Origin of the sequence: Chelatococcus sp. XZ-Ab1 (assembly GCF_029309855.1) — a bacterium.
GTDB lineage: Bacteria > Pseudomonadota > Alphaproteobacteria > Rhizobiales > Beijerinckiaceae > Chelatococcus_A > Chelatococcus_A sambhunathii.
On the sequence record NZ_JARKII010000005.1, the window covers coordinates 17,577 to 43,099 of the forward strand.

Below are 25,523 nucleotides of genomic sequence, written 5' to 3' on the forward strand. Positions count from 1 at the left end.
GCACCAAGGGCCCGTGTCGGGTCTTGCACAGCGGCGCCCGGCATCGTACTGCCCGGACTTAAAGAGCGTGCGGCGCGCGCCCCGGAGCCTGGTCACGATGCAGAAGCCCCCGAAGAACGGTCTCACCTATGCCCAGTCCGGCGTCGACATCGATGCCGGCAACGCCATGGTCGAGGCCATAAAGCCGCTCGTGCGCGCCACGAAGCGCCCCGGCGCCGACACCGAGATCGGCGGCTTCGGCGGCCTCTTCGATCTGAAGGCGGCAGGCTTTCGCGATCCGATCCTCGTTGCGGCCAACGACGGCGTCGGCACAAAGGTGAAGATCGCCATCGACACCGGCATCCACGACACCGTCGGCATCGATCTCGTCGCCATGTGCGTCAATGACCTCGTGGTGCAGGGTGCCGAACCGCTCTTCTTCCTCGACTATTACGCCACCGGCAAGCTCGAGCCGGAGGCGGGCGTCGCCATCGTCAAGGGCATCGCCGAGGGCTGCCGCATCGCCGGCTGCGCGCTGATCGGCGGCGAGACGGCCGAGATGCCCGGCCTCTATGCGCAGGGCGACTACGATCTTGCCGGCTTCGCCGTCGGCGCCGCCGAGCGCGGCATGCTCCTGCCCCGGCCCGATATCGGCGCGGGCGACGTCGTGCTCGGCCTCGCCTCCTCGGGCGTTCACTCGAACGGCTTCTCGCTGGTGCGCAAGGTGGTCGAGACCACTGGCCTCGGCTGGGAGGACGATGCCCCCTTCGCGCCCGGGACGCCGCTCGGCCGGGCGCTGCTGGCACCGACGCGCATCTATGTGCGCTCCGTCCTCGCCGCGCTGAAGGCCGGCGCCGCCGTCAAGGGTCTCGCCCACATCACCGGCGGCGGCTTTCCGGACAACATCCCGCGCGTCCTGCCCAAAGGGCTCGGCGTCAGGCTCGACCTCTCCGCCATCGCGGCTCCGCCGGTCTTCGGCTGGCTGGCCCACGCGGGCGGCATTGCCGAGGCGGAGATGCTGCGCACCTTCAACTGCGGTATCGGCATGGTCGTCATCGCCGCGGCGGACGAGGCCGATGCTGTCGTCGGCCACCTCGCCGACGCCGGCGAGACGGTCTGCCGGCTCGGCGAGGTCGTCATGGCCGCCGAGGGCACCGAGCGGGTGGCGACAACGGGACATCTCGTCCTGTGACCGCCGCCCCGACCAAGAAGCGCGTGGCCGTGCTCATCTCCGGTCGCGGCTCCAACATGACGGCGCTGATCGCGGCAGCCGCCGATCCGGCCTTTCCGGCGACGATCGCGCTCGTCCTGTCCAACCGGCCCGATGCAGCCGGGCTCGCCGTGGCCGTGGAGGCGAACGTCCCGACGGCGGTCGTCGACCATAAGCCACACGGCAAGGACCGGGCGGCCTTCGAGCGCATTCTGGACGAGACCCTGCGCGCGGCCGGCATCGACATCGTCTGCCTCGCCGGCTTCATGCGCGTGCTGACGCCGTGGTTCGTCGAGCGCTGGACGGGGCGGATGCTCAACATCCACCCTTCCCTGCTGCCCGCCTTCCGCGGCCTCGACACTCACGCCCGCGCGCTCGCCGAGGGCGTGCGCCTGCACGGCTGCACCGTGCATTTCGTGGTGCCGGAGCTTGACGCCGGCCCGGCCGTCATGCAGGCAGCCGTGCCGGTGGTGCCGGGCGACACGCCCACGAGCCTCGCCACGCGCGTTCTCACGCAGGAGCACCGCATCTACCCGGCCGCCCTCGCGCTCGTCGCCTCGGGCGCCGTCGCGCTCGACGCTGACGGCCGCATCGCCGGCCCGCCGGCAGCGGAATTCACCACCCACGAGGCGCTTGTCAGCCCGCCGATTCCGGGGTGAACTCCAGGAACGACGAGCGTGCCGGCCTTCCCCACGTCATGGCCGGGCACGCCCCGGCCATCCGCGCCTTCAGCGTCGCACGACGTCAGGGCGTGGATGCCCGCAACAGGCGCGGGCATGACGGCGAGGACGGTTGATCGTCGCAGTGCACGTCCGCATATCGGAACCTGAACAGAGTCCTGAACGATCCAAGACGGCCGGCTGCGGCGCCGGCGAGCCGGAGCGCACCGACCGGGATCAGATAGGCCGTCTGAGATTGCAGGCGTCGAGCGCTTCGAGCGCCTTTCCACGCGCGCTGTCGTTGAAGTAGCCGGTCTGGCGGAAAGCGGCGATTTCGTCCTGCGTCATCGCCGCGATGGTGCGGCGGGCATAGCAGCGGCAGGGCTCACGCAGCGTCTCGCGCGGCGTGGCCATGATCTTCGCCTGGGTGACGAGGCAGGCGTCATAGGCCCGTTCGCGGATCTGCGCCGGCGAGAGATTGGCGGCCGTCGGGTCGGGCGGCGGCAAGGGTGCCGTCGTTCCGGAAGCAAGCGCTGGCAAGGCGGCGGTCATCGCGACCGCGAACACGAATGCACCCGAAACAGTCGCAAGACGCACGATCAACCTCCTTCTAGTCGAGACCTTACGCCCGAATCTGCTCCGCCCGTCGGAGCCAGACGCGGTTGTCGTGGAAGGCCGCGCCGCCGTAGGGCGCCACCTGGTCGGCGCCGGTCAGCGTGTTGATGCCCCTGCCGTCCACGAAGCTGGCGTTGGGCCAGATCGATTCCGCGATGAGCACGCCGCGCCGCACCCCGTCATAGAGGCGCGCATGGAGCCGCACCGTGCCGCGCGAATTGCCGATCGCAACGAGCATGCCATCTTCGATGCCGCTCGCCGCCGCGTCCTGCGGATGAATGAACAGCTCCGGCCGGCCGCCCTCCTTCTGCGCCGAGGTCGGCGTCTCGGTGAAGGAGGAGTTGAGAAAGTTGCGCGCCGGGCTCGTGGCGAGGCGAAAGGGATGGCGCTCGTCCGCCGTCTCGATCGCGGTCCAGTGGTCCGGCAGGGCCGGCAGGTGCTCGTGCGGACCGAAGAGACCGCTGCGCGGCGCCGGCACCTTCGTCCAGTCCGGCTTGAAGCGGAACTTGCCGTCCGGCCAGTTGAAGCCGTCGAGGAAGTGCGCGTGCCGGAACGGCGGCTGGATGTCGATCCACTTGTTTTCCTCGAGCTCGGCGAGCCGGCCGCGCTTCGAGTTCTCCAGCGTCCAGTCGATCAATTCGCGCGGGCTCATCGCGAAGCCCGGATGCTCGGCGCCGAGCCGTTCGGCCAGCGCGGCAATGACCTCGTGGTTGGAGCGGCACTCGCCCGGCGGCTCGACCAGCTTCGGCCCGAGCAGGATGTGCTGCTGGCCGCCCGCCTGGTAGAGGTCGTCGTGCTCGAGGAACATCGTCGCCGGCAGCACGATGTCCGCCATCAGCGCCGTCTCGGTCATGAACTGCTCATGCACGCAGACGAACAGGTCCTCGCGGGCGAAGCCGCGCTTCACCAGCTCCTGCTCGGGCGCCACCGAGACAGGATTGGTGTTCTGGATGAGGAGCGCCTTCACCGGCCCGCCGCCGCGCAGCGCTTCCGCATCCCCCGTCAGCACGCGCCCGATCTGCGACTGGTCGAGCTGGCGCACCGAGCGATCGAGGGCATCGAGCCCCTCGATCATGGTCTTGCGCCACCCATAGACGCCGCTGTTGCTGTGGAAGGCGCCGCCGCCCTCGTACTGCCAGGCGCCGAGCACCGCGGGCACCGAGAGCGCGGCATGCATGTTGACCGAGCCGTTGCGCTGGCGCGCGAAGCCGTAGCCGAGGCGGAAATAGGCCCGCGGCCGCTCGCCGAGGAGCCTGGCGAAGGCCTCGATCTCCTCGACCGCAAGGCCCGTGACGGCCGCGGCCCATTCGGGCGTGCGCGTCTTGAGATGCGCCTCGAGCTCCTCGGGGCAGTCGGTATATTGCGCGAGATAGGCTCGGTCCGCATGACCGTCGCGGAAGAGCACGTGCATGACGGCGCAGGCGAGCGCCCCGTCCGTGCCGGGCTTGACCAGCAGCGCCATGTCGGCCTGCTTCATCGTCGCATTCATGTAGATGTCGATGGCGACGATCTTCGCCCCCCGCTCCTTGCGGGCGCGCAGGGCGTGGGTCATCACGTTGACCTGGGTGTGCACCGCATTGGTGCCCCAGATGACGACGCAGTCGGACTTCGCCATCTCACGCGGATCGGCGCCGGCGAGCAGCCCCGTGCCGGCGATGTAGCCCGTCCAGGCCGAGGTGGTGCAGATGGTCGAGAACTGGCCGGAGTATTTCTTGACGTGGCGCAGGCGGTTGATGCCGTCCCGCATCACGAGGCCCATGGTGCCGGCGTAGTAATAGGGCCAAACGGCTTCCGCGCCATATTCGGCCTCTACGGCGCGGAAGCGCTCGGCCACCGTGTCGAGGGCCTCGTCCCAGGAGATGCGCTCGAACCGGCCTGATCCTTTCGGGCCGGTGCGCTTCAAAGGGTAAAGCAGCCGGTCGGGATGGTGGATGCGCTCGGCATAGCGGGCCACCTTGGCGCAGATGACACCGGCCGTGTAGCTGTTGTCGCGCGAGCCATGGATGCGGCCGATTGTCTTGCCGTCGATCACCTCCACGTCGAGCGCGCAGGTGGAGGGGCAGTCGTGCGGACAGGCGGAATGCCCGCGGGTGATCTTCGGCTGGACGGTCATCGTTCCACGAAAGCTGCGTTACGGCCTGCGATCATGCCGGGAGCACCCCGGCCCTGTCGAGTGCGCGCCCCATGAAAAAAGGCGAGCCGAGGCCCGCCCTTTCGTCATGGCATCACGCGCGACTGAGGTGTCAGCCGACGATCTCGTTGCCGGCGAAGAACTGGGCGATCTCCACCGCCGCCGTCTCCGGCGCATCCGAGCCATGCACCGAGTTCTCGCCTACGGACTTGGCGAAGAGCTTGCGGATGGTGCCCTCGGCGGCGTTGGCCGGGTTGGTTGCACCCATCACCTCGCGGTACTTGGCGATGGCGCCCTCCCCCTCGAGCACCTGCACGACGACCGGGCCGGAGACCATGAAGTCGACGAGTTCGCCGAAGAAGGGGCGCTCCCTGTGCACGGCGTAGAAGGTCTCGGCCTGCTCCCGGGTCATGCGGATGCGCTTCTGGGCGACGATGCGCAGGCCCGCCTTCTCGATGACGGCGTTGATGGCGCCGGTCAGGTTGCGCTCGGTCGCGTCGGGCTTGATGATGGAAAAGGTACGCTCGAGGGCCATCGGTCGCTCGTTTCGCTCGCTGGAGGTTGAATGAGGTGCGGGGCTTATAGCCGCCGACGCCGCAGTGCACAAGCCGCCCCACGGTTGCGCTGCCTGCGTCAATAGAGCGAAAGGCGCACTTGGCCGGAGCGGCCGACTGTCCGTAAGCTCGCCTTCCCCAGGGAGGACAGAATGAAGCACGCAGCAAGGAGCCTCGGAACGAACGTTGCGTCTCTCGCCGGCCTGATCGGCCTCACCCTCGCTGCGCCTGCCGCATCGGCGCAGGAGGTCAACGGCCAGTGGCTCACCCAAGGCGGCAAGGCGCGTGTCAACATCGCCAGTTGCGGCGCCAAGCTGTGCGGCACCATCGTCTGGCTGCGCGAGCCGAACGACGAAGCCGGCCAGCCGAAGCGCGACGAGCGCAACGTCGATGCGAGCAAGCGCAACCGCCCGCTCATCGGCGTGCCGGTCCTGCTCGGCATGAGCCGTGAGGACTCCGGCCGCTGGAAGGGCGAGATCTACAACGCCGAGGACGGCAAGACCTACACCGCCTTCCTCACCCCCGTGAGCGCCACCGAGGTCAAGGTGGAAGGCTGCGTCATGGGCGGCCTCATCTGCAAGGAGCAGCGCTGGACCCGCGCGCGCTGACGCCCCCAATGAGGAGCATGGCGGAAGCAGCACCCGCTTCCGCCTCCCGCCATCGTGCGGTGCCCTCCGCGCCGCGGCGTAGTCCGGAAGAAAAAAGGGATGTCGCGCCTCAGCGCGCGCGCTGGCCGAAAAGGATGGCCTGCGCCTCCTTGTCCTTGGATAGGTCGACCTTGCCACGATCCTCGGAATTGACGGCGAGGCCCTTCTGCACGGCAGGACGGGCCAGCACCGTATCGAGCCAGCGCTTCAGGTGCGGGAACTCGGCGATGTCCTGTCCCTGCCGGTCCCAGAGCTTCGCCCATCCGACGCAAGCGATGTCAGCGATCGAATACTCGCCGGCAAGGAATTCGCGGTCCGCGAGGCGCTTGTTCATGACGCCGTAGAGACGGTTGGTCTCGTTGGTGTAGCGATCGATGGCGTAGGGGATCTTCTCCGGCGCATAGATGCGGAAATGGTGCGTCTGCCCGGCCATGGGCCCGAGGCCTGCCATCTGCCAGAACAGCCACTGCTCCACCTCGACGCGCTTGCGCTCGTCGGTTGGATAGAACTGGCCGGTCTTGCGCCCGAGATATTGCAGGATTGCGCCGGACTCGAAGACCGATATGGGCTCGCCGCCGGGCCCGTCGTGATCGACAATGGCGGGCATCTTGTTGTTCGGCGAAATGGCGAGGAACTCCGGCTTGAACTGGTCGCCCTTGCCGATGTTCACGGAATGCACGACATAGGGCAACCCGCATTCCTCGAGCATGATCGAAATCTTCCAGCCGTTCGGCGTCGGCCAGTAGTAGAGGTCAATCGGCTTGCTCTGTGCGATGGTCATCAGACCCAGGCTCCTCTTTCGTGAACGAGCGTTCCATTATTCGTCTAGGCCGACGCTGCGGCCAGGCCAAGTGCGCTGGCGCACATCAGAGTCGATAAGGCGCTGGCGCACATCCGTGTCAAGGCTCCACCGCGGAAGCGAGCGGCGCCGCCGCCTGGGCCGGCGTCAATGGCGTGCCGCGGAAAATCGATCGATCCGGGCTCATCGGGGCTTGCATAAATCGCGGCTCTGGTGCGCAATCTGGCATGCGGCCGTTTGGCCGTAACGTTGTCAGCCTTCCGATTGTTTCCGACCCTCTTTTTCAGGAGTTCATTGCCATGGCGACCTTCGCCCGCCTTGCCCGTGCCTGCCTTGCCGCCACTTGCCTCGCGCTGTCGATCGTCATCGTTGCCACCCCCTCGCCCGCCGGCGCCGTCGAGGCGAAGGAGACCGCGACGAAGGAAAAGCGTGCGCCCACGCCCGGCCAGCTCGCCGCACGCGAGCGCATGAAGACCTGCGGCGCCGAGTGGCGCGCTCTGAAGGCCGCCGGCAATACCGGCAGCCGCACGTGGCGGGAGTTCTCCAGCGCCTGCATGAAGCAGGCCAAGCGCTGACGCGGCGCGCCTATAGGATCTTCTTGAAACCCTCGTGGCTTCGCTTGTAGCCGAGCCGCTCGTAAAAGCGGTGGGCGTCGAGCCGCCGCTTGTTGGAGGTGAGCTGCACGATGCCGGCGCCGCGCGCCCGCGCGCGGCCCTCGGCGAAGGCGACCATCATGGCGCCGACGCCACGCGAGCGCTGGTCACCCCTGACCTGCACGGCCTCGAGCACACAACGCAAGGTGCCGCGGTTGGTGATCGCCGGCACGAAGGTCAGCTGGAAGGAGCCGATGACCTCGGCATCGCTCACTGTGACGTAGAGCTCGTTGTCGGGGCTGTCGGCGATGCGACGCAGCGCCTCGCGATAGGCCGGTTGCGTCGCCGCCGTCCACTGGTCCCCATGGCCGCCGAGTTCGTCGGCCGCGTGCAAGCCCACGATCGCCTCGAGGTCGGCCTCCGAAGCCCGGCGAATCAGGATCTCAGACACGATTGCGTCTCCGCATTGACGCGAGCGGGGCCGTCCTTCCCGCTCGACGGGGAAGAAAGGGACGGGATCCGTCTCAGACAAGGGGTTTCTCGAAGAAAAATTCGCTGCTGTTGGAGATGTCGCCCAGCGCACGGATCTCGCCGGCCCGCCGGTAGCCGAGCCGCTCGTAGAGCCGATGTGCAGTGGTGAAGCGCGTGTCGGACCATAGCATCATCCGCTGAGCGCCGAGCGCGGCCGCATGGGCCTCGACATGGTCCACGAGCCGGCGGCCGAGGCCACTGCCGCGCAAATCGGGCCGCACGTAGAGCCGGTGCAGCTCGGCGGTTCCGGCGGCCGGGAAATCGACGCCCACGCAGGCGCCGACACGCCCGGCGGGGTCTTCGACCACCCAGTAGGCGCCGCCCTTGTCGGCGAAGCTGCGGGCCGGATGGACGAGATCCGGCAGGTCCCCGTGCGGATCGACGAAACAGCCCGGATATTCGGCGAAGCACAGGGAGAGCAGCCCGAAAAGGTCCTGCGCATCCCCGTCGCGCACCGGCCGCAGCACGAGCCCGCCACGCAATGCGGCGACGCCGCGGCCCTCATAGACGACGGCGTTGCCGCAGCCGCCGCAGTCGGCGCGATGACCTATCGCGGACAGGCCACGCTTTTCATAGAACCGGCAAGCCCTTGCGTTATTCTCCTCAACCTCCAGCCGAATGACGGAAGCTTTGGGGAAGGCCCGCACGGCGGCGCTGAAGAGCGCCCGCCCGATGCCCTGGCCCTGCGCTTCCGGGGCGACGTAGAGCCGGTCGATCGAGACGATCCCGTCGCCGCGATCCGTGACGCTCGCCGTGCCGGCGAGCGCCCCGGCCGTCTCGGCGACGAAGAAGGCGTGGCCGGGCCGGCCGATCTCGTCCGCCAGCCGGTCTGGCGCATGCCACTCGCGGGTGATGGCCGCGACGCTGTCCGCGCCGAGGATCGCGTCGTAGGTGTCGTGCCACGTCCGCGCCAGGAGCGCGCTGACGGCCGCGATGTCGCCGCGGCTGGCAGGACGGACGAGGATCACTCCGCAATCCCGAGCTTGGCCTTGAGGATGTCGTTCACCGCCTGCGGGTTGGCCTTGCCGCCGGTTGCGCGCATCACCTGGCCGACGAACCAGCCGAGCATGGTGGGCTTGGCCTTGACCTGCTCCACCTTGTCCGGATTGGCGGCGATCACGGCGTCGATCGCCGCCTCGATGGCGGCGGTGTCGGTCACCTGCTTCAGGCCGCGCTCCTCGACGATCTTACGCGGGTCGCCACCCTCGCTCCAGACGATCTCGAAGAGGTCCTTGGCGATCTTGCCGGAGATGACGCCCTCGCCGATGAGCTCCACGATGGCGCCGAGCTGCTCGGCCGAGACCGGCGAGCGCGCCACGTCGAGCCCCTCCTTGTTGAGGCGGCCGAAGAGCTCGTTGATCACCCAGTTGGCGGCCGTCTTGCCGTCGCGCCCCCTGGCCACCGCCTCGAAGAAATCGGCCGTCTCCCGCTCGGCCACGAGCACGCCCGCATCATAGGCCGACAGGCCGTAGTCCTTGATGAAGCGGGCCTTCTTCTCGTCGGGCAGTTCAGGCAGGTGCTGCGCGAGATCATCCACGTAGGGCCGGTCGAAGGAGAGCGGCAGCAGGTCCGGATCGGGGAAATAGCGGTAGTCGTGCGCCTCCTCCTTCGAGCGCATGGACCGCGTCTCGCCCTTGTTCGCGTCGAAAAGGCGCGTCTCCTGGTCGATGACGCCGCCATCCTCGAGGATGGCGATCTGGCGGCGCGCCTCATATTCGATGGCCTGGCCGATGAAGCGGATGGAATTGACGTTCTTGATCTCGCAGCGCGTGCCGAAGGGCTCGCCCGGCCGGCGCACGGAGACGTTGACATCCGCCCGGAGCGAGCCCTTCTCCATGTCGCCGTCGCAAGTGCCCAGATAGCGCAGGATGGTCCTGAGCTTCGTCACATAGGCCTTGGCTTCCTCGGACGAGCGCAGGTCGGGCTTCGACACGATCTCCATCAGCGCCACCCCCGAGCGGTTGAGATCGACGAAGCTCATGCTCGGATGCTGATCGTGCAGCGACTTGCCGGCATCCTGCTCGAGATGAAGGCGCTCAATGCCGACGCTGATCTGCTCGCCGTCGGGCATATCCACCAAGACCTCGCCCTCGCCCACGATGGGGCTCTTGTACTGGCTGATCTGATAGCCCTGCGGCAGGTCGGGATAGAAGTAGTTCTTGCGGTCGAAGACAGATGTCAGGTTGATCCGCGCCTTCAGGCCGAGGCCGGTGCGGATCGCCTGCTTGACGCATTCCTCGTTGATGACCGGCAGCATGCCGGGCATCGCCGCATCGACGAGCGAGACGTGATCGTTGGGCTCACCGCCGAACGCGGTCGAGGCGCCGGAGAAGAGCTTAGACTGCGATGACACCTGCGCATGGATCTCCATGCCGATGATGACCTCCCAGTCGCCGGTGGCGCCCTTGATCAGCTTCTTCGCATCTGCCGGTCGCGCGTGCGCGTTCATCGCGTCGTAAACCTCGTCCTGACTTCTCGCCCTTCGCTTGGCCCGCCGCAGCCGCCACGTCAAGTGCCGAAGCCGCGCCAAACGCCTGCATCGTTGACCCGACGCCTCCCGGCGGCTAAGAACCGGCCGTCACTGGAGAGTGTATGCGCAGGAACGCCGAGACCCGCTGAGGCCCGCTCCACGAGAGCGGGCGACCGGTCAACCGACCGGATGCCGACGTGCGTCCGGTTCCCTGCTGTCCTGCCGACGGCCCTCATCTGCCCCTCATGCCCCGTGCTTGTCGCGGGCATCCACGCCTTGAAAAGTTCTCGCAACATCAAAGACGTGGATGGCCGGGACAAGCCCGGCCATGACGACGGGGAGCATTAGCCCGAAGGGCCGCCGGCATCACGCCAGAGTTTTCCAGTGAACGTCTCACGCACCGAGCAGCGCGTGCTGCATACGCTCGCACAGGGCGGCCAGATCCGCCATTACAAGGACGACGACGGGCGGCTCGTCGAGATCGAATGTCTCACCCGCGAGGGCTGGCTGATGAGCGCCTGCACGCTCGACATGTTCAAGAGCCTGCGACGGCGGCGCCTCATCGCGTCGGCCGGCGGCGGTCCCTACCGCATCACGCGGCTCGGCCTTACGGCTGTGCGCAGCCGCCCCGACAACAGATGAAGAAGCCCCGGGACGGATCACGGCGGTCCTGGGGCAGCCTCATTGTCCGAGCTTCTCGTCTTCGTAGGTGATGATCCAGTCCATCATCGCGCGCCAAACGGTCTCGGCGAGGTCCGGCGGGGCGCCGAGCGCCGCGGCCCTGTGGCGCACGTGGGCAGCCACCTCCTCCACCCGGTCGTTGAGCAGCGCCGGGATGCCCGCGGCGCGCTTGACGGCGATGACGCGCTCGACGACTGCCATGCGCTTGGCGATGAGCGCCACGAGATCGGCGTCGATGGCATCGATCTCGGCCCTGAGCGGGGCAAGCGCCGTTGCGGCCCGTGCCTCGTCCGCAGCCATGCTCACGCCCACCACGCCTCCGGCAGCGCCATGCGGCCGGCCGCATCCTCGATCACCTGGCCGGCGGCGAAGAGCGTCTCCTCGTCGAAGGGCCGGCCGATCAGTTGCAGCCCGAGTGGCAAGCCCTGCGCGCCCAGCCCCGCCGGCACGGCGATGCCCGGCAGGCCGGCCATGTTCACCGTCACGGTGAAGACGTCGTTGAGATACATCTCCACGGGCGAAGCATCCGCCTTCTCACCGAGGCCGAAGGCCGATGAGGGTGTTGCCGGCGCGAGGATGGCGTCAACGCCGCTGGCATAGGCCTGCTCGAAGTCGCGCTTGATCAGCGTGCGCACCTTCTGGGCGCGCAGGTAATAGGCGTCGTAATAGCCGGCCGAGAGCACGTAGGTGCCGATCATGATGCGGCGCTTGACCTCGCGGCCGAAGCCGGCGGCGCGGGTCTTCTCGTACATCTCGACGATATCCTTGCCCGGCACGCGCAGGCCGTAGCGCACGCCGTCGTAGCGGGCTAGGTTCGACGAGGCCTCCGCCGGCGCCACGATGTAATAGGCCGGCAGCGCATATTTCGTATGCGGCAGCGACACCTCGACGATCTCCGCGCCGGCCGCCTTCAGCCACTCGGCGCCATTCTGCCAAAGCGCCTCAATCTCCGTCGGCATGCCGTCGAGGCGATATTCCTTCGGGATGCCGATCCTGAGGCCCTTGACGCCGCGCGTCACCGCCGCCTCAAAATCCGGCACCGGCAGGTCGGCGGAGGTCGTATCCTTCGGGTCGTGGCCGGCCATGGAGCGCAGCAGAATGGCGCTGTCGCGCACCGTCTTGGCGATCGGGCCCGCCTGGTCGAGCGACGAGGCGAAGGCAACGATGCCCCAGCGCGAGCAGCGGCCGTAGGTCGGCTTGATACCGACGGTGCCGGTGAAGGCTGCCGGCTGGCGGATGGAGCCACCCGTATCGGTTGCCGTGGCACCCAGGCACAGGCGCGCCGCAACGGCCGCTGCCGATCCGCCGGAGGAGCCGCCGGGCACGAGCTTCACGTTCGATCCCTTGCGGCGCCATGGGTTTACCACCGGGCCGAAGGCCGATGTCTCGTTCGACGAGCCCATGGCGAACTCGTCGTTGTTGAGCTTGCCGAGCATCACCGCGCCGTCGCGCCAGAGCTGGTGCGTCACCGTCGATTCGTACGGTGGGTGGAAGTTGTCGAGGATCGCGCTGCAGGCTGTCGTGCGCACGCCCTCGGTGGCGAACAGATCCTTGACGCCGAGCGGAATGCCCTCGAGCGGCCCTGCCTCGCCGGCCGCGATGCGCCGGTCGCTCTCGGCCGCCATGGCGAGCGCCTTGTCCGGCGTTGCCAGCACATAGGCGTTGAGCGCCTCGGCCTTCTCCATGGCGGCAAGATGCGCCCGGGTCAGCTCGGTGGCGGAAAAGCGCCTGCCCTTAAGCCCCTCGCGCGCCTCGGCGAGGGAAAGATCGGTGAGATCGGTCACGTTATCGCTCTCTCGTCGTCGTGGCCACGCGGCGGCCACCCGCTCAACATTCGGCTGCGGCCTATTCGACCACCTTCGGCACCATGAAGAAGTTGTCTTCACTCATGGGCGCATTGGCCACGATCTTCTCCGGATAGCCGCCGTCGGTCACGGCATCGGCCCGCTTCTTCATGACCATCGGCGTCACCGATGTCATCGGCTCGACACCCTCGACATCGACCTCGCCGAGTTGCTCGACGAAAGCGAGGATGGCGTTGAGTTCGCCCTGCAGATGAGGCACCTCCGCGTCGGTGACGGCGATGCGTGCAAGGTGCGCGATGCGGCGCACGGTCTTCTCGTCGACGGACATGGGACCGGACCTGAATGGATTGCGGGAGGACGGTGCGGAACACCGCCATTGCGCCGGGCTATAGCACCCTGCCCTTCGCCCCGGCAACCCGCTGCCCGGCGGGCTCAGGGCCTCGCGAACATCTCCGCGAAGCCCGACCAGCCGGAGGCATGGAGCCGAGCCACCAGGGCGCCGACGCCAAGGACCGCGATGGCGCCGATGGCGAGACTCGTCCAGTCGCGCCGGCCGAAATAAGGCGGCCGCCGGCGCGGTTCGAGATGGGTGACGTTGTCGTCCCGCCGGTCCTTGTCGCTAAGCGTCCCGGCCGCAATGGCGTGCGGTGTGTCTCGCTCGCCGGGTGGGACGACAACGGCAGGTGCCGGATCGGCGACGGGCATTTGGGACACAGGCACTGACACCATCGGTTGCAGCAGGCTGCGCGGCAGACGCACCACCGCCTCTGCCGGAATCGGCTCAAAACCGCTCATCGCACGATCATCGGGCATCGCTTGCGACCGCCTCTTCATCGCCTGCGGCGTGGCGGCACCCGACCTTGACGGGCACCGCGAACCGCTTTGCCACCATAGCCGAATGCCGTTCGTCACGCGACTGCCGCATCAAGGCGAACCCGAGCCCCTACACTGCGAAGGCCACGTTGCGCTCCGGCACGACGACGCGCGTCGCGTGCCCCTGCATCGCCGCGACGAACTTGTCCGCCGTCTGTTCGATGATCGGGAAGGAGCCGTAGTGGCAGGGAATGACGGCGTCGAGCTTGAAGAAGCGGCGCACGGCGAGCGCGGCGGTCGTGGGCGACATGGTGAAACGGTCGCCGATCGGCACCATGGCGATCTTCGGCGCGTGGATCTCGGCGATGAGTTGCATGTCACCGAAGATGTCCGTGTCGCCCATGTGATAGACGACCGGCCCGCCCTCCGGCTTAACGATGAGGCCGTTGGGGTTGCCAAGCGGAACGTTGACGCCCGCCTCGCCCATGCCTGCCGAATGGTCGGCGCGCACGAGGGTGACGGAAAATCCCGGCTGGTGGGTGGTGCCGCCTGTGTTCATCGGATCGAACTTCTCGAGTCCCTGCGAGGCAAGCCACATGCACAGGTCATAGTTCGTGACGACCGTCGCGCCCGTGCGCTTGGCGATGTCGAGCGCGTCACCCACATGATCACCGTGCCCGTGGGTGAGCAGGATGTGCGACACGCCCGCGACGATCTCGTCGACGTTGCCGGTGAAGGCCGGGTTGCCCGTGAAGAAGGGATCGATGAGCACGCCCCTGCCGCCGAAGTCGAGGCGGAAGGCCGAATGCCCGTACCAGGTGATCTTCATCGTCTGCTCCGTTGTCCTTCAGTTGCTTTTCCCATCCCGTGGCGCATTCTCGGCACCTCCTGGCGGAACATGCGCATCTGCCCCCTGTTGTGGAAGGACTGCCGGCCGCCGGACGGGAGAATCCAATGCGATATCCAACAGCTCATGATGTCGTCTTCTTCGTTGCGATGCTAGCGACGGCGCTCGCCCTCGGCCCCGCCATGGCGCATCTCCTCGAGCTGCCCAACAAGATCGGTCTGCCGGCCGCGGACTATTTCGTCGTGCAGCAGGCTTACAGGGGCTGGAGCCTCCTGGGCTTCCTGATCCTCGTCGAACTGCTCTCCATGGCGGCCCTCGCCGTCATGGCGCGCCGCGAGCCGCGTGTCCTGTCGCCGGTGCTGGTCGCGATCGCCTCTGTCATCGGCGCTCAGGCCGTCTTCTGGACCTGGACCTATCCGGCCAATGCAGCGACGCGGAACTGGACATTCGTGCCAGAGAACTGGGAAATCCTGCGCCGCCAGTGGGAATTCTCCCACGCTGCCGGCGCGTTCCTCCAGGTGCTCGCCATGGCTGCGCTCATCCTCGCCGTCCTGCGGCGCTCGCGGGCCTGATGACCCCGTGTCCCTGCCATGCTACCAGACCGGCGATGAGCACCCTGATCGTTCCCCTGGCCGACCTCGACGCCCTCCCGCGCGGGCAGCGCCTCATCGGCGTCGACCTCGGCACCCGGACGATCGGCCTCGCGCTGTCCGACGTCGGCCGCAGCATCGCCTCGCCCCTCGAGACGATCAAGCGCACCAAGTTCTCCACGGACGTGAAGCGGCTCGTGGAACTCGCCACCAGGCACGGCGTCGGCGGATTCGTCATCGGCCTGCCGCTCAACATGGACGGATCGGAAGGACCGCGCGCCCAGGCGACGCGCGCCTTCGTCCGCAACCTCGCGGCACATCTTCCCCTGCCCGTCGCCCTGTGGGACGAGCGCCTGACGACCGCCGCCGTCACCCGCACCTTGCTCGAGGCCGATGCCTCACGCGCCCGTCGCTCCGATCTCGTCGACAAGATGGCGGCGAGCTACATCCTGCAGGGCGCGCTCGATCGGTTGGCGATGGCGCGCCGCACGGCCATGACGGAACGCGACGGCGACGCCTGAACGACCCTCGCGCGCTGCAGCGGCTGCCCCGGCCGCTGCGTGAAAGGCGAGCATGCGCAGCGTTTTACCCATCGCCTTCGTATATCAGCTGTGGTAAGGATGCATTCACTGGTTGCATATAATCAATTCATGCTAACGTCGGTTGCAGATCGTGCATATGACAAGCGATATCAAACGCAACAGGTCCGAACTTTCCATCGTCCACACCGGCGGCCGGCGCCAGCCGGAACGGTCTGGCACTGTAAGTCGCGCGTCTCGGCCCGCCGCCCAGCCGCTCCGGGATGACCGTCAGGAGCTTCTAAGCTACGTGGCACAACTCAGTGGCGAACTGGCGATGATGTCGCGCGCGGCACGGCTCGACACCCTGGGCTATTTTCTCGAAATGGCCCGGATCGAGGCACTCGGCGCGCTGAGCCGGCTGGAAGCTGTCGACTGACTGGTATCGCCTTCAGGCGAGCGATACGGCGTTGCCGCCGTGGCGCACGAGCTTGCCGGCAAGCTCGAGCTCGAACAGCACGAGCTGGACCGAGCGGATCGACAGCCCGGATGCCCGCACGAGGTCGTCGACCGAGACGGGCGTGGCGCCCAGGAGCCCGACGACGCGCCCCATGTCGTCCCTCGCCGTCTCGCCGCCATTGAACGACGCGGCATAGTTGCCGGCCGGCCGATCCGCGGTCATGTCCAAGACTATCTCCCCCTCCGGACGGAGAGGTTCGCCATCCAGCGCGTCGAGGTCCAGTTCGTCCCACAGCGGATCCTGATCCGCCCGCTCGCGAGTCGCGTCCATCAGCCCTAGGTCGCCCGAGGGTGGCTTCGCGACGAGCGGCGCAAGCCCCCGCACAACATCCTCAGCGCTCGCGCAGAGCGTCGCCCCCTCGCGGATGAGATCATTGGTACCCTCGGCTCGCAGGTCGAGCGGCGAGCCGGGGACGGCGAACACCTCCCGCCCCTGCTCCAGCGCGAACCGGGCGGTGATGAGCGAGCCGGAGCGCCGCGCCGCCTCGACCACGACGACGCCGAGCGACAGGCCCGAAACGATCCGGTTGCGGCGCGGAAAATCCCGCCCGCGCGGCTCCCACCCCATCGGCATTTCCGACACGACGACGCCGCGCGCGACGATCTCGTCGAGCAGTGATGCGTTCTCGGCCGGGTAGAGCCGGTCATGCCCACCGGCGAGGACGGCGACCGTGCCCGTGGCGAGGCTCGCGTTATGGGCGCTCGTGTCGATGCCGCGGGCAAGCCCCGACACCACGACGAACCCCGCCTCCCCCAGTTCGCGCGCAAGGCGCTGGGTGAACTTGAGGCCGGCCGCGGAGGCATTGCGCGAGCCGACGATGGAGACCATCGGCCGCGCGAACAGGGCAGCGTTGCCGCGCAGGCCGATGAGCGGCGGCGCCGTGTCGATGGCCCTCAGCGTCAGCGGATAATCCGGCTCGGACGGCGCCACGAAACGCACGCCCAACCGCTGCGCCTGCGCCATCTCCCGCTCGGCTTCGGCGCGCGACGCCATGCGGATGGGACGACCGCGGCGGCGGCCGAGCTCCGGCAGGGCCTGAAGAACGGCGGCGGCAGTGCCATAGCGGCCGATGAGCGTGCGGAAGGTGCGCGGCCCGATGCCCTCGCTGCGCAGCAGCTGCAGCCAGTCGAGGCGCTGCTCGTCGTCGAGGCGAAATCCGCTCATGCCCATCTCCTTGAGGCCACGCCGGCACGCGGCGCCGCTGAACGGAGTGAGACTGCCCGGCGGCTGCGCCGGACGCAAGCCAAGGTTGCAGCGCCCGGGGCGATGCAGCCTTCAGCCCTTCTGACCGATCTTGCCCTCGGTGCCCTTGACCAGCCGCACGATGTTGCCCCGGTGCGCCCACCACAGCAGCAGCACGAGGACGACCGCGAGTTCGCCCATCTGCCGCTCGCCGAGCAGGAAGAAGGCCGCGACGGTCGCGAGGCTCGCCAGCAGCGCGGACAGCGAGGAATAGCGGGTCAAAAAGGCGCTCGCCAGCCACACGAGTGCGAAGACGAGCGCCACGAGCGGCTTGAGGCCGAGCGCGCAGCCGAGAAAGGTGGCGACCCCCTTGCCGCCGCGAAAACGCAGCCAGACGGGATAGAGATGGCCGAGGAAGGCGCCGAGCGCGGCGAGGAGCGCCGTGTTAGGCCCCCATTGCGCGGCCACTACCACGGCGGCGGTGCCCTTGAGCATGTCGCCGAGGAGCGTCGCCGCCGCAAGGCCCTTGCGCCCCGTGCGCAGCACGTTGGTCGCGCCGATATTGCCCGAGCCGATGCTGCGCAGGTCACCGGCGCCGGTCAGGCGCGTGAGCAGGATACCGAACGGGATCGATCCCAGCAGGTAGCCGAAGACGAGCGCAGCGAGAAAATAGGGCCAGGCGAGCGACCAGTTCATCGCTTCGGGCATGGGGCAGCCTCGGTTGTGGTTCCGTCGATTCCGATGTTGCACGCGGGCGGGCAGCGCGAAAAGGCCGCAAGCCCTGCCGCGGACATCAGGAAGCGGGCGATGCGTCGTGGACCTTGCGACCGGCGACGAAGGTCTGCAGCACGCGCCCCTCGAGCCTCGCCTCGTCGAAGGGCGAGTTCTTGGAGCGCGAGTGCAGGGCCGCCTTGTCGAGCACATAGGGCTCGTCGGGGTCGATGAGGATGAGATCGGCCGGCGCCCCTGCCGCGAGGTGCCCGGCCGGCAAGCCGAGCAGCGCGGCTGGCTGGCTCGCCATGGCCGCGAGCAGGCGGGCAAGGCCGATATGGCCGGCATGGACGAGCCTCAGCCCCGCCGACAGCATGGTCTCGAGGCCGATCGCCCCGTCCGCCGCCTCGGCGAAGGGTAGCCGCTTCGTCTCCACGTCCTGCGGGTTGTGGTCGGAGACGACGACGTCGATGACGCCGCGTGCCAGCGCGTCGACCACGGCGAGCCTGTCCTCCTCCGAGCGCAGCGGCGGCGAGAGCTTGAGGAAGGTGCGGTAGTCGCCGATGTCGCTCTCGTTGAGGGTGAGATTGTTGATCGACACGCCGCAGGTGACGGGCAGGCCGTCGGCCTTCGCCCGCTCGATGAGCGCGATGGAGGTGGCGCAGGACACCATGGCGGCGTGATAGCGCGCGCCTGTCAGCTGCACGAGCCTCAGGTCCCGCTCCAGCATGATGATCTCGGCCTCGCGCGGCACGCCCGGCAAGCCCAGGCGGCTCGCGAGCTCGCCCTCGTTCATGACGCCGCTACCGACGAGGTCGGGATCCTCCGTGTGGTGCAGGATGAGCGCGCCGAAATCCCGCGCATAGGTGAGCGCCCGGCGCATCACCTGGGCATTGGTGACGGAGCGCGCCCCGTCCGTGAAGGCCACGGCTCCCGCCTCCATGAGGAGGCCGAACTCGGTCATCTCCCGCCCTTCGAGGCCCTTCGTCAGGGCGGCCGCGGGGTGAATGTTGACGACGGCCGTGTCGCGCGCGCGGCGCAGCAGGAAATCGACGATCGACGGCTCGTCGACCACGGGGTCCGTATCGGGCATGCAGACGACAGTGGTGACGCCGCCGGCCGCCGCAGCCTCGCTCGCCGTCTTCAGCGTCTCGCGGTGCTCGGCCCCCGGCTCGCCGACGAAGGCGCGCATGTCGACGAGGCCCGGCGCCAGCACACGCCCGCCGCAGTCGACCACCTCGGCCTCCGCCGGGCCGGCGCGGCCGGGCTCGTCCCAGGCGACGTCCGCGATGACGCCGTTCTCGACGAGAAGCGCCCCTGCCGCCTCGCGCCCGCTCGCGGGATCGACGAGGCGGGCATTGGTGAAAACGAGGGCCCGCGCTTGTGTCGTGGGGGTCTTCATCGGTCCTGCCCCCTCATCCGTTCGGAAGGTTGCGCGCCAGCGCCTCGAGCGTCGCCATGCGCACGGCGACCCCCATCTCCACCTGCTCGCGGATGAGCGACTGGGCGCCGTCGGCCACCTCCGAATCGATTTCGACGCCCCGGTTCATGGGCCCCGGATGCATGACAAGGGCGTCGGGCTTCGCATAGGCGAGCTTCTCGCGGTCGAGGCCGAAGAAGCGGAAATATTCCTTCACCGACGGCACGAAGGAGCCGTTCATGCGCTCCCGCTGCAGGCGCAGCATCATCACGATGTCGGCATCCGCCAGCCCCTTGCGCATGTCCGTGAAGACCTCGACGCCGAAGCGTTCGAGCCCGGACGGCAGCAGCGTCGAGGGCCCGACGCAGCGCACGCGCGCGCCGAGCGCCTGCAGCAGGATGATGTTGGAGCGCGCCACGCGCGAATGCAGCACGTCCCCGCAGATGGCGACGATCAGCCCCTCGATCCGCCCCTTGTTGCGGCGGATGGTGAGCGCGTCGAGCAGCGCCTGCGTCGGATGTTCATGGGCGCCGTCGCCGGCATTGATGACGGCGCAGTCGACCTTGCGCGCGAGGAGATGCACCGCCCCCGCGGCATGGTGGCGCACGACGATGATGTCCGGCCGCATGGCATTCAGCGTCGCGGCCGTGTCGATCAGCGTCTCGCCCTTCTTCACCGAGGAGGAGGAGACCGACATGTTCATCACGTCGGCGCCGAGGCGCTTGCCCGCGAGCTCGAAGGACGACTGCGTGCGCGTCGAGGGCTCGAAGAAGAGGTTGATCTGCGTGCGCCCGCGCAAGGTGGTGCGCTTCTTCTCGACCTGCCGGCTCACCTCCACGGCCTCATCGGCCATGTCGAGCAGGGCGGTGATGTCGAGCGGCGAAAGACCCTCGATCCCCAGCAGATGCCGGTGGGGAAAGCTCGGGCGGGGAGCGGCTGTGGCTGTCATCTTGAAGCCACCGCTATAGGCGGAGTCGGGCCATTCGGCAACACGCTCTCGCCACACCCTCATCCTGCGCCTCGCCCGCACCCGAGCGGCCCGGGAACCAGCCGCGGCCCGGGGCGTTTGTTCACGGGGCGAAAAGGAGAGTTAAGAATGACACGCCTACCTTATCTGCTCGCGTCCGCACTCCTTGCTGCGGGCATGACAGCAGCCATGGCGCAGACGACCGTCATCGAGACGACAGGACCGACGATCGAGATCGCGCCGGAACAGGAGACAGTCGTTCGCCGCTACGTGATCGAGCGCCGTCCGGCGCCGATCGTTCTTGAGCGTCAGATCACCGTTGGTGCCGAATTGCCGCCGGACGTCGTGCTCCACGACTTCTCACCCGAGATTATTGAGACGGCTCCCAGCCTGCGCGACTACGAGTACGTGACCACTGAGAACGAGATTCTCGTGGTCGACCCCTCGACCCGTCGGGTCGTGCGCGTCCTGGAAGCGGCCGACTGACACGCCGGCCTGCGTCGGATGACACCCGATGCCCCGGCTGCCCGCCAGGAACGCCGCAACGCGAGAGAGGACCGGCGACCCCTGTCGCCGGTCCCATCGTTTGCGGCAGCCGGCAGCCTTGACTTCCGCTGCGGAATGCTGCATCTCCCGAGCCGAACGGCCGGGCGACTCCGGCCCTTTTGGTTTTTCGCGACGGGCTTGCCACAGCAGCCCCGCCTGAAGAGGTGCCGCCATGGCCAAGGCTACGACGATCAAGATCAAGCTCGTCTCGACCGCCGACACGGGCTATTTCTACGTGACGAAGAAGAATACCCGCACGATGACCGACAAGTTCGCCATCAAGAAGTACGACCCGGTGGCGCGCAAGCACGTCGAGTTCAAGGAACACAAGATCAAGTGAACCGGGCGAGGCCGGCGCCGGAGGCGGCAGGGCTCGCCCCGCCTGCGGCGCCACGAAAGTCTGCTCCTGATAAAAAGGCGCCCGTCGGGCGCCTTTCTGATTCCGGCCGGCACGACCGCAAAACCGGCATGCAAGTCCGGAGCAATCAGGTGGCCGGCCGGAAGCGGGTTCGAGGAGGCCACGTAACCGCTTCCGTGCCGGCCGAACCCCACGGGACCCAGGAGATGCGGCGGACCTGAGCATCCGTAGGGAAACTTTCTGCGGGCCAGCGGCCTCGCATGCCGACAACCTACATCCGCGGCGCCAGAATGCAATCGCGGAATTGGCTCAACGGGTGCAAACCTGCGCGCACGGTTAAGCGCTCCGAGCGAGCGTCCTACGCTGCCTCTCCCGCAGCGGCCACCACGCGGTTGCGGCCTGCGGCCTTCGCCCGGTAGAGGGCCATGTCGGCCCGCTTGAAGAGCGCCTGGATCGAGCCGTCGCCGGGCAGAAGGCTGGCGACACCGATGGAGACGGTCACGTCGAGCGCGATCTTGCCGCGCTGCACGATGAAGGGCTCTCCCTCGACCCGTATCCGGACCCGCTCGGCGACGGCCTCGGCAGCTTCGAGCGGCGTTCCCGGCACGATGACGACGATCTCCTCGCCTCCGAAGCGGCAGACCGTATCGATGCCGCGGGTATGGGTCTGCACACGCCGGGCGAATTCGCGCAGGACCTCGTCGCCGACGTCGTGGCCGAAGCCGTCGTTGATCAGCTTGAAGCGGTCGATGTCGAGCAGCAGCAGCGACAGGTCGTCGCCACTCTCCCGCGCCTGGGTGAAAGCGGTGCGCAGCTTCCCGTCGAGATACCGGCGATTGTACAGACCCGTCAGCGGATCGAGCACCGCCAGCGCGAGCGAAGCCTGCACGCTGGCCCGCAGGCTGTCGGCATAGCGCTTGCGGCGCACCTGGGTGCGCACGCGCGCCACGAGTTCGCTGTGCTCCACCGGCCGCAGCAGATAGTCGTGCACTCCAATGTCGAGCCCGCGCAGGATAGCAGGTCGCTGGCTCTCGTCGGCCACCATCAGGACAACCGCGTTGCGTGAACGCTCCATCGCCCGCAGGTTGCTGCACAGGCGAAGCCCGTCTGCCCCGGCCAGGCCGAGGCTGACGATGAAGACGTCGAAATCCTCCTCCGCCACCCGCGCGAGCGCCTCCGCCGGCGTTGCGACGACACAGACGGCGTGATCAACGGCGAGCGCCGCCTCCATCCGTACCGCCGTCTCCGGCCGGTCCTCGACGACGAGGACCTGTGCATCGCGCCCGGTCTCGAGCGTGGCTCCCCCCAACGGATCGTCGACGATGCCGAGCCCGCGCGAGGCCAGCACCCGGTTGCGCAATTCGTCGGTGAGGGTCTTCAGGCGCACGAGGCTACGCACGCGCGCGATGAGGGCGAGATCGTCGACCGGCTTCGTGAGGAAGTCGTCGGCGCCGGCCTCAAGGCCGCTCAGACGGTCGCTCGGCTCATCGAGCGCCGTCACCATGACGACGGGGATATGGGCCGTTGCCGGGTCGTGCTTGAGCCGGCGGCAGACCTCAAGCCCGTCCATGCCGGGCATCATGACGTCGAGCAGCACGATATCGCACAGGCCCTCGGCGCAGAGGGCGAGCGCCTGCGGCCCGCTCGAGGCGGTGAGGACCTCGAAATATTCTGCCGTCAACCGCGCTTCAAGCAGCTTCACGTTGGTCGGCGTATCGTCAACTACGAGGATCCGGGCGGACATGGCGCGATATGGCTCGTCTCAGGCGGCGTCGAGATAGTTTCTGACGGTTTCCAGAAATTTTGCGACCGAAATCGGCTTGGAGAGATAAGCCTCGCAGCCCCCCTCCCGGATGCGCTCCTCGTCGCCCTTCATGGCGAAGGCAGTGACGGCAATGACGGGGATTGCCTTCAGCTCCGCGTCCTGCTTCAGCCATTTCGTCACCTCAAGACCGGAGACTTCAGGCAGCTGAATGTCCATGAGAATGAGGTCCGGCCGGTTCGCGCGGGCGATTTCCATCGCCTCCACGCCGCTGGCGGTCTTGAGGGTCGCATAGCCGTGGGCCTCGAGGAGATCGCTGAACAGCTTCATGTTCAGGTCGTTGTCTTCGACGATGAGAACGGTCTTCGGCATATGCGACGCCTCTTGCGCGGCGGGCCCGCTCCATCCGCGAAGGACAGGCGGGCTCTCACTTCCCTGTGCGATCGATGCTAGAGATAGCAGCCCACCCGTTGATGAATGGCAAATCTGATCCACGAAATGCGGCCGAACAAGTCATTGTCCGCAGCGCAGGCGGAAAACTGCGCCATCACCGCCCTTTCCTTCTTGGCGGCCGATCCCGAGCGGCTGGGACGCTTCCTCGCCCTCACCGGGCTCGGTCCGGAGAACATCCGCGCCGCGGCGGCCGAACCGCGCTTTCTCCTGTCGGTCCTTGACCATCTGCTCGCCGACGAATCGCTGCTGCTCGCCTTCGCGGCCAACAACAACCTCGCTCCCGAGGAGGTTGCACGCGCCCGGGCCACCCTCGATCCGGACACAGCCAGAGAGCAGTGAAGGGCAGTGGCAGCCTGTTGCCGATTGCCGACGGGGCAGGGCCGGTGGATGATGCTCTCCCGCCGGATTCGGGCGGGCACGGGGCTTGCATCATGGCCGACGCGCCGAACATCTTCTGCCGCGACTGCCTGAGCGCGACGGCGCCGCCGCGCCCGCGCTGCCCCGCTTGCGGCAGCCCGCGCGTCATCGCCCATCCCGAGCGTGACCGGCTCTCCATCGCCCATGTCGACTGCGACGCCTTCTACGCCACCATCGAGAAGCGCGATGCGCCGGAGCTGCGCGACAAACCGGTCATCATCGGCGGCGGCAAGCGCGGCGTCGTCTCGACCGCCTGCTATATCGCGCGCACCTACGGGGTGCGCTCCGCGATGCCCATGTTCAAGGCGCTGCAGGCCTGCCCCGATGCGGTGGTGGTCAAGCCGGACATGGAGAAATACGTCCGCGTCGGGCGCGAGGTGCGCCGCCTGATGCTGGAGATGACGCCGCTCGTCGAGCCGTTGTCGATCGACGAGGCCTTCCTCGACCTCACCGGCACCGAGCGCCTGCACAAGGCGAGCCCGGCCGTCACGCTCGCGCGTTTCGCCCGGCGCGTGGAGGACGAGCTCGGCATCACCATCTCCGTCGGCCTGTCGGTCAACAAGTTCCTCGCCAAGATCGCGTCGGACCTCGACAAGCCGCGCGGCTTCTCCATCATCGGCGAGGCGGATGTCGCGCCCTTCCTCGCCGGCAAGCCGGTCTCCATCATCTACGGCATCGGGGCGGCGACACAGGAGCGCCTGGCACGCGCCGGCCTCAGGACCATCGACGACGTCCGGGCCCGGGACGCGGGCGAGATCGTCGCCCTCGTCGGCAAGGACGGCCTGAGGCTGCACCGCCTCGCCCACGGCATCGACACGCGCAAGGTCGACCCGGTGCGCGAGACCAAGAGCATCTCCGCCGAAACGACCTTCGACCGCGACATCAGGGATGTGGAGACGCTGGCGCCGATCCTCTGGCGCCTGTCGGAGAAGCTGTCGCTCAGGCTGAAGAAGGCCGGCTTCGCCGGGCGCAGCGTGACGCTGAAGCTCAAGACCGCGGACTTCCGCACCAGGACGCGCTCGCGCTCCGGCATCGCGCCGACCCAGCTCGCCCGCCGGCTCTTCGACATCGCGGCGCCCATGCTGACGAGCGAGTGCGACGGCACCGCCTTTCGCCTCATCGGCATCGGCACGACGGACCTGTGCGATTCCGCCCTGGCGGATGTGGGCGACCTCGCCGACACGGAATCGGTGCGCCTCGCCCGGATGGAGAAGGCGGTAGACAGTCTGCGCGAGCGCTTTGGCAGGACTGCCGTCGTGCGCGGCATCGGCTTTGCCGTCGAAACCGGCAGGCCGGCGGACAAGAGGGGTGACAGCCGGCGCTGACGCGCCGCAGGGAGCGCCGGAGCAGGCGCGTCCGGCGATTGGGGCTAACGCCACACCAGCCAAACCACCAGCGCTGCGGACGCGATCCACAGGCAGACGATGGCGACCGCTGCGACGTGGCTCACCGGCCGCTCCAGGGCCGCAGCCGCCAGTTCCCGGTGCTCGGCCATGATTCCCGGCGGGATCAGCCTCACGACCGCGAGGATGCCGAGCGGCACCAGAATGACATCGTCGAGATAGCCCAGGACCGGGATGAAGTCCGGGATCAGGTCGATCGGCGACAGCGCATAGGCCGCAACGAGGAGCGCGAGAGCCTTGGCGCACCACGGCACGCGCGGGTCGCGGCCGGCGAGATGAAGCGCATGCACATCCCGCTTGATGACGCGTGCCCACTGCCGCAGCCCGCCGGCCATTCGAGGT

General features: G+C 68.1%; 31 protein-coding genes. 12 read left to right on the top strand and 19 right to left on the bottom strand.

Features of this window, described 5'->3' with window-relative positions; all coding sequences use genetic code 11:
- The first annotated feature begins 97 nt into the window (after positions 1-97).
- Positions 98-1,171, top strand: coding sequence for a phosphoribosylformylglycinamidine cyclo-ligase (purM, locus tag P2T65_RS09275; protein WP_055458109.1), 1,074 nt, complete (start codon positions 98-100; stop codon positions 1,169-1,171).
- Positions 1,168-1,848, top strand: a complete 681-nt coding sequence (gene purN / locus P2T65_RS09280; RefSeq protein WP_055458108.1) for a phosphoribosylglycinamide formyltransferase — start codon at positions 1,168-1,170, stop codon at positions 1,846-1,848. The genes purM and purN overlap by 4 nt, the downstream gene beginning before the upstream one ends.
- A 237-nt stretch (positions 1,849-2,085) precedes the next feature.
- On the opposite strand, the gene P2T65_RS09285 is transcribed toward purN, so the two are convergent.
- From P2T65_RS09285 to ndk, 3 genes are all read right to left on the bottom strand, one after another.
- Positions 2,086-2,445 carry a hypothetical protein gene (locus P2T65_RS09285; RefSeq protein ID WP_141659654.1) on the bottom strand — a complete coding sequence of 120 codons (360 nt, stop codon included), beginning with the start codon at positions 2,443-2,445 and terminating at the stop codon, positions 2,086-2,088.
- A gap of 25 nt (positions 2,446-2,470) precedes the next feature.
- Complete coding sequence (locus tag P2T65_RS09290; protein ID WP_276199648.1) at positions 2,471-4,576, bottom strand: molybdopterin oxidoreductase family protein; 2,106 nt, start codon at positions 4,574-4,576, stop codon at positions 2,471-2,473.
- 130 nt (positions 4,577-4,706) lie between these two features.
- A complete protein-coding gene (gene ndk, locus P2T65_RS09295; protein WP_055458105.1) occupies positions 4,707-5,129 on the bottom strand; it encodes a nucleoside-diphosphate kinase in 423 nt (140 codons plus the stop codon).
- A 171-nt stretch (positions 5,130-5,300) separates the two neighbouring features.
- Between ndk and P2T65_RS09300 the strand changes: the two genes are divergently transcribed.
- Positions 5,301-5,756, top strand: a complete 456-nt coding sequence (locus P2T65_RS09300) for a DUF2147 domain-containing protein (RefSeq protein WP_276199649.1) — start codon at positions 5,301-5,303, stop codon at positions 5,754-5,756.
- A gap of 109 nt (positions 5,757-5,865) precedes the next feature.
- Here P2T65_RS09300 and P2T65_RS09305 read toward each other — a convergent pair whose 3' ends face one another.
- The gene (locus P2T65_RS09305; RefSeq protein WP_055458103.1) at positions 5,866-6,576 is read right to left on the bottom strand and encodes a glutathione S-transferase N-terminal domain-containing protein; all 711 of its coding nucleotides are present in this window, start codon (positions 6,574-6,576) and stop codon (positions 5,866-5,868) included.
- A gap of 317 nt (positions 6,577-6,893) precedes the next feature.
- Between P2T65_RS09305 and P2T65_RS09310 the strand changes: the two genes are divergently transcribed.
- Entirely contained in the window at positions 6,894-7,169 is a 276-nt protein-coding gene (locus P2T65_RS09310) for a hypothetical protein (protein WP_055458102.1), read from the top strand.
- A gap of 10 nt (positions 7,170-7,179) precedes the next feature.
- Here P2T65_RS09310 and P2T65_RS09315 read toward each other — a convergent pair whose 3' ends face one another.
- The 3 genes from P2T65_RS09315 to gatB all read right to left on the bottom strand — a co-directional run bounded on the left by P2T65_RS09315 (position 7,180) and on the right by gatB (position 10,167).
- A complete protein-coding gene (locus tag P2T65_RS09315; RefSeq protein ID WP_055458101.1) occupies positions 7,180-7,638 on the bottom strand; it encodes a GNAT family N-acetyltransferase in 459 nt (152 codons plus the stop codon).
- A 73-nt stretch (positions 7,639-7,711) separates the two neighbouring features.
- Positions 7,712-8,686 carry a GNAT family N-acetyltransferase gene (locus P2T65_RS09320; protein WP_276199650.1) on the bottom strand — a complete coding sequence of 325 codons (975 nt, stop codon included), beginning with the start codon at positions 8,684-8,686 and terminating at the stop codon, positions 7,712-7,714.
- Positions 8,683-10,167, bottom strand: a complete 1,485-nt coding sequence (gene gatB, locus P2T65_RS09325; RefSeq protein WP_276199651.1) for an Asp-tRNA(Asn)/Glu-tRNA(Gln) amidotransferase subunit GatB — start codon at positions 10,165-10,167, stop codon at positions 8,683-8,685. Before gatB ends, P2T65_RS09320 begins: the two co-directional genes overlap by 4 nt.
- Before the next feature lie 405 nt (positions 10,168-10,572).
- Here gatB and P2T65_RS09330 point away from each other — a divergent pair, with 405 nt between their 5' ends.
- Complete coding sequence (locus tag P2T65_RS09330; protein ID WP_055458098.1) at positions 10,573-10,830, top strand: YjhX family toxin; 258 nt, start codon at positions 10,573-10,575, stop codon at positions 10,828-10,830.
- A 39-nt stretch (positions 10,831-10,869) separates the two neighbouring features.
- On the opposite strand, the gene P2T65_RS09335 is transcribed toward P2T65_RS09330, so the two are convergent.
- From P2T65_RS09335 to P2T65_RS09355, 5 genes are all read right to left on the bottom strand, one after another.
- On the bottom strand, positions 10,870-11,169 hold the full coding sequence (locus P2T65_RS09335; protein WP_055458468.1) for a chorismate mutase: 300 nt from the start codon (positions 11,167-11,169) through the stop codon (positions 10,870-10,872).
- A gap of 2 nt (positions 11,170-11,171) precedes the next feature.
- On the bottom strand, positions 11,172-12,653 hold the full coding sequence (gene gatA, locus P2T65_RS09340; RefSeq protein ID WP_276199652.1) for an Asp-tRNA(Asn)/Glu-tRNA(Gln) amidotransferase subunit GatA: 1,482 nt from the start codon (positions 12,651-12,653) through the stop codon (positions 11,172-11,174).
- Positions 12,654-12,714: 61 nt separating this feature from the next.
- The gene (gatC, locus tag P2T65_RS09345) at positions 12,715-13,002 is read right to left on the bottom strand and encodes an Asp-tRNA(Asn)/Glu-tRNA(Gln) amidotransferase subunit GatC (protein WP_055458096.1); all 288 of its coding nucleotides are present in this window, start codon (positions 13,000-13,002) and stop codon (positions 12,715-12,717) included.
- Positions 13,003-13,106: 104 nt separating this feature from the next.
- Complete coding sequence (locus P2T65_RS09350) at positions 13,107-13,469, bottom strand: hypothetical protein (RefSeq protein ID WP_055458095.1); 363 nt, start codon at positions 13,467-13,469, stop codon at positions 13,107-13,109.
- Positions 13,470-13,617: 148 nt separating this feature from the next.
- Positions 13,618-14,316, bottom strand: a complete 699-nt coding sequence (locus P2T65_RS09355; protein ID WP_276199653.1) for a metal-dependent hydrolase — start codon at positions 14,314-14,316, stop codon at positions 13,618-13,620.
- Between the two features lie 125 nt (positions 14,317-14,441).
- On the opposite strand from P2T65_RS09355, the gene P2T65_RS09360 reads away from it, so the two are divergent.
- The 3 genes from P2T65_RS09360 to P2T65_RS09370 all read left to right on the top strand — a co-directional run bounded on the left by P2T65_RS09360 (position 14,442) and on the right by P2T65_RS09370 (position 15,881).
- Positions 14,442-14,906, top strand: a complete 465-nt coding sequence (locus P2T65_RS09360) for a hypothetical protein (protein WP_055458093.1) — start codon at positions 14,442-14,444, stop codon at positions 14,904-14,906.
- Between the two features lie 35 nt (positions 14,907-14,941).
- Entirely contained in the window at positions 14,942-15,445 is a 504-nt protein-coding gene (gene ruvX / locus P2T65_RS09365) for a Holliday junction resolvase RuvX (RefSeq protein ID WP_063185126.1), read from the top strand.
- Between the two features lie 307 nt (positions 15,446-15,752).
- A complete protein-coding gene (locus P2T65_RS09370; RefSeq protein WP_276199654.1) occupies positions 15,753-15,881 on the top strand; it encodes a hypothetical protein in 129 nt (42 codons plus the stop codon).
- A gap of 12 nt (positions 15,882-15,893) precedes the next feature.
- Here the strand turns inward: P2T65_RS09370 and dprA are convergent, their stop codons facing one another.
- The 4 genes from dprA to P2T65_RS09390 form a co-directional block, all read right to left on the bottom strand.
- Positions 15,894-17,132: a DNA-processing protein DprA gene (gene dprA, locus P2T65_RS09375; RefSeq protein WP_071923885.1), complete on the bottom strand. Its 1,239-nt coding sequence runs from the start codon at positions 17,130-17,132 to the stop codon at positions 15,894-15,896.
- Positions 17,133-17,237: 105 nt separating this feature from the next.
- Positions 17,238-17,852 (bottom strand): glycerol-3-phosphate 1-O-acyltransferase PlsY, encoded by a 615-nt coding sequence (plsY, locus tag P2T65_RS09380; protein WP_063185132.1) that lies wholly within the window; start codon positions 17,850-17,852, stop codon positions 17,238-17,240.
- Positions 17,853-17,937: 85 nt separating this feature from the next.
- Entirely contained in the window at positions 17,938-19,257 is a 1,320-nt protein-coding gene (locus P2T65_RS09385; RefSeq protein ID WP_071923886.1) for a dihydroorotase, read from the bottom strand.
- Between the two features lie 13 nt (positions 19,258-19,270).
- Positions 19,271-20,224 carry an aspartate carbamoyltransferase catalytic subunit gene (locus tag P2T65_RS09390; protein ID WP_055458467.1) on the bottom strand — a complete coding sequence of 318 codons (954 nt, stop codon included), beginning with the start codon at positions 20,222-20,224 and terminating at the stop codon, positions 19,271-19,273.
- A 147-nt stretch (positions 20,225-20,371) separates the two neighbouring features.
- On the opposite strand from P2T65_RS09390, the gene P2T65_RS09395 reads away from it, so the two are divergent.
- Together P2T65_RS09395 and rpmG are read left to right on the top strand one after the other, a co-directional pair.
- A complete protein-coding gene (locus tag P2T65_RS09395; protein ID WP_063185137.1) occupies positions 20,372-20,728 on the top strand; it encodes a DUF1236 domain-containing protein in 357 nt (118 codons plus the stop codon).
- Between the two features lie 232 nt (positions 20,729-20,960).
- Complete coding sequence (gene rpmG / locus P2T65_RS09400) at positions 20,961-21,128, top strand: 50S ribosomal protein L33 (RefSeq protein WP_055458087.1); 168 nt, start codon at positions 20,961-20,963, stop codon at positions 21,126-21,128.
- A 376-nt stretch (positions 21,129-21,504) separates the two neighbouring features.
- On the opposite strand, the gene P2T65_RS09405 is transcribed toward rpmG, so the two are convergent.
- Positions 21,505-22,890 (bottom strand): PleD family two-component system response regulator, encoded by a 1,386-nt coding sequence (locus P2T65_RS09405; RefSeq protein ID WP_276199655.1) that lies wholly within the window; start codon positions 22,888-22,890, stop codon positions 21,505-21,507.
- Positions 22,891-22,908: 18 nt separating this feature from the next.
- The gene (locus tag P2T65_RS09410; protein ID WP_055458085.1) at positions 22,909-23,280 is read right to left on the bottom strand and encodes a response regulator; all 372 of its coding nucleotides are present in this window, start codon (positions 23,278-23,280) and stop codon (positions 22,909-22,911) included.
- Between the two features lie 105 nt (positions 23,281-23,385).
- Here P2T65_RS09410 and P2T65_RS09415 point away from each other — a divergent pair, with 105 nt between their 5' ends.
- Both P2T65_RS09415 and P2T65_RS09420 read left to right on the top strand, forming a co-directional pair.
- Positions 23,386-23,700 carry a DUF3572 domain-containing protein gene (locus tag P2T65_RS09415; protein WP_082464695.1) on the top strand — a complete coding sequence of 105 codons (315 nt, stop codon included), beginning with the start codon at positions 23,386-23,388 and terminating at the stop codon, positions 23,698-23,700.
- A gap of 92 nt (positions 23,701-23,792) precedes the next feature.
- On the top strand, positions 23,793-25,103 hold the full coding sequence (locus P2T65_RS09420; RefSeq protein ID WP_186437978.1) for a DNA polymerase IV: 1,311 nt from the start codon (positions 23,793-23,795) through the stop codon (positions 25,101-25,103).
- A gap of 44 nt (positions 25,104-25,147) precedes the next feature.
- Here P2T65_RS09420 and P2T65_RS09425 read toward each other — a convergent pair whose 3' ends face one another.
- On the bottom strand, positions 25,148-25,516 hold the full coding sequence (locus tag P2T65_RS09425; protein WP_055458084.1) for a DUF1232 domain-containing protein: 369 nt from the start codon (positions 25,514-25,516) through the stop codon (positions 25,148-25,150).
- Positions 25,517-25,523 lie beyond the last annotated feature (7 nt).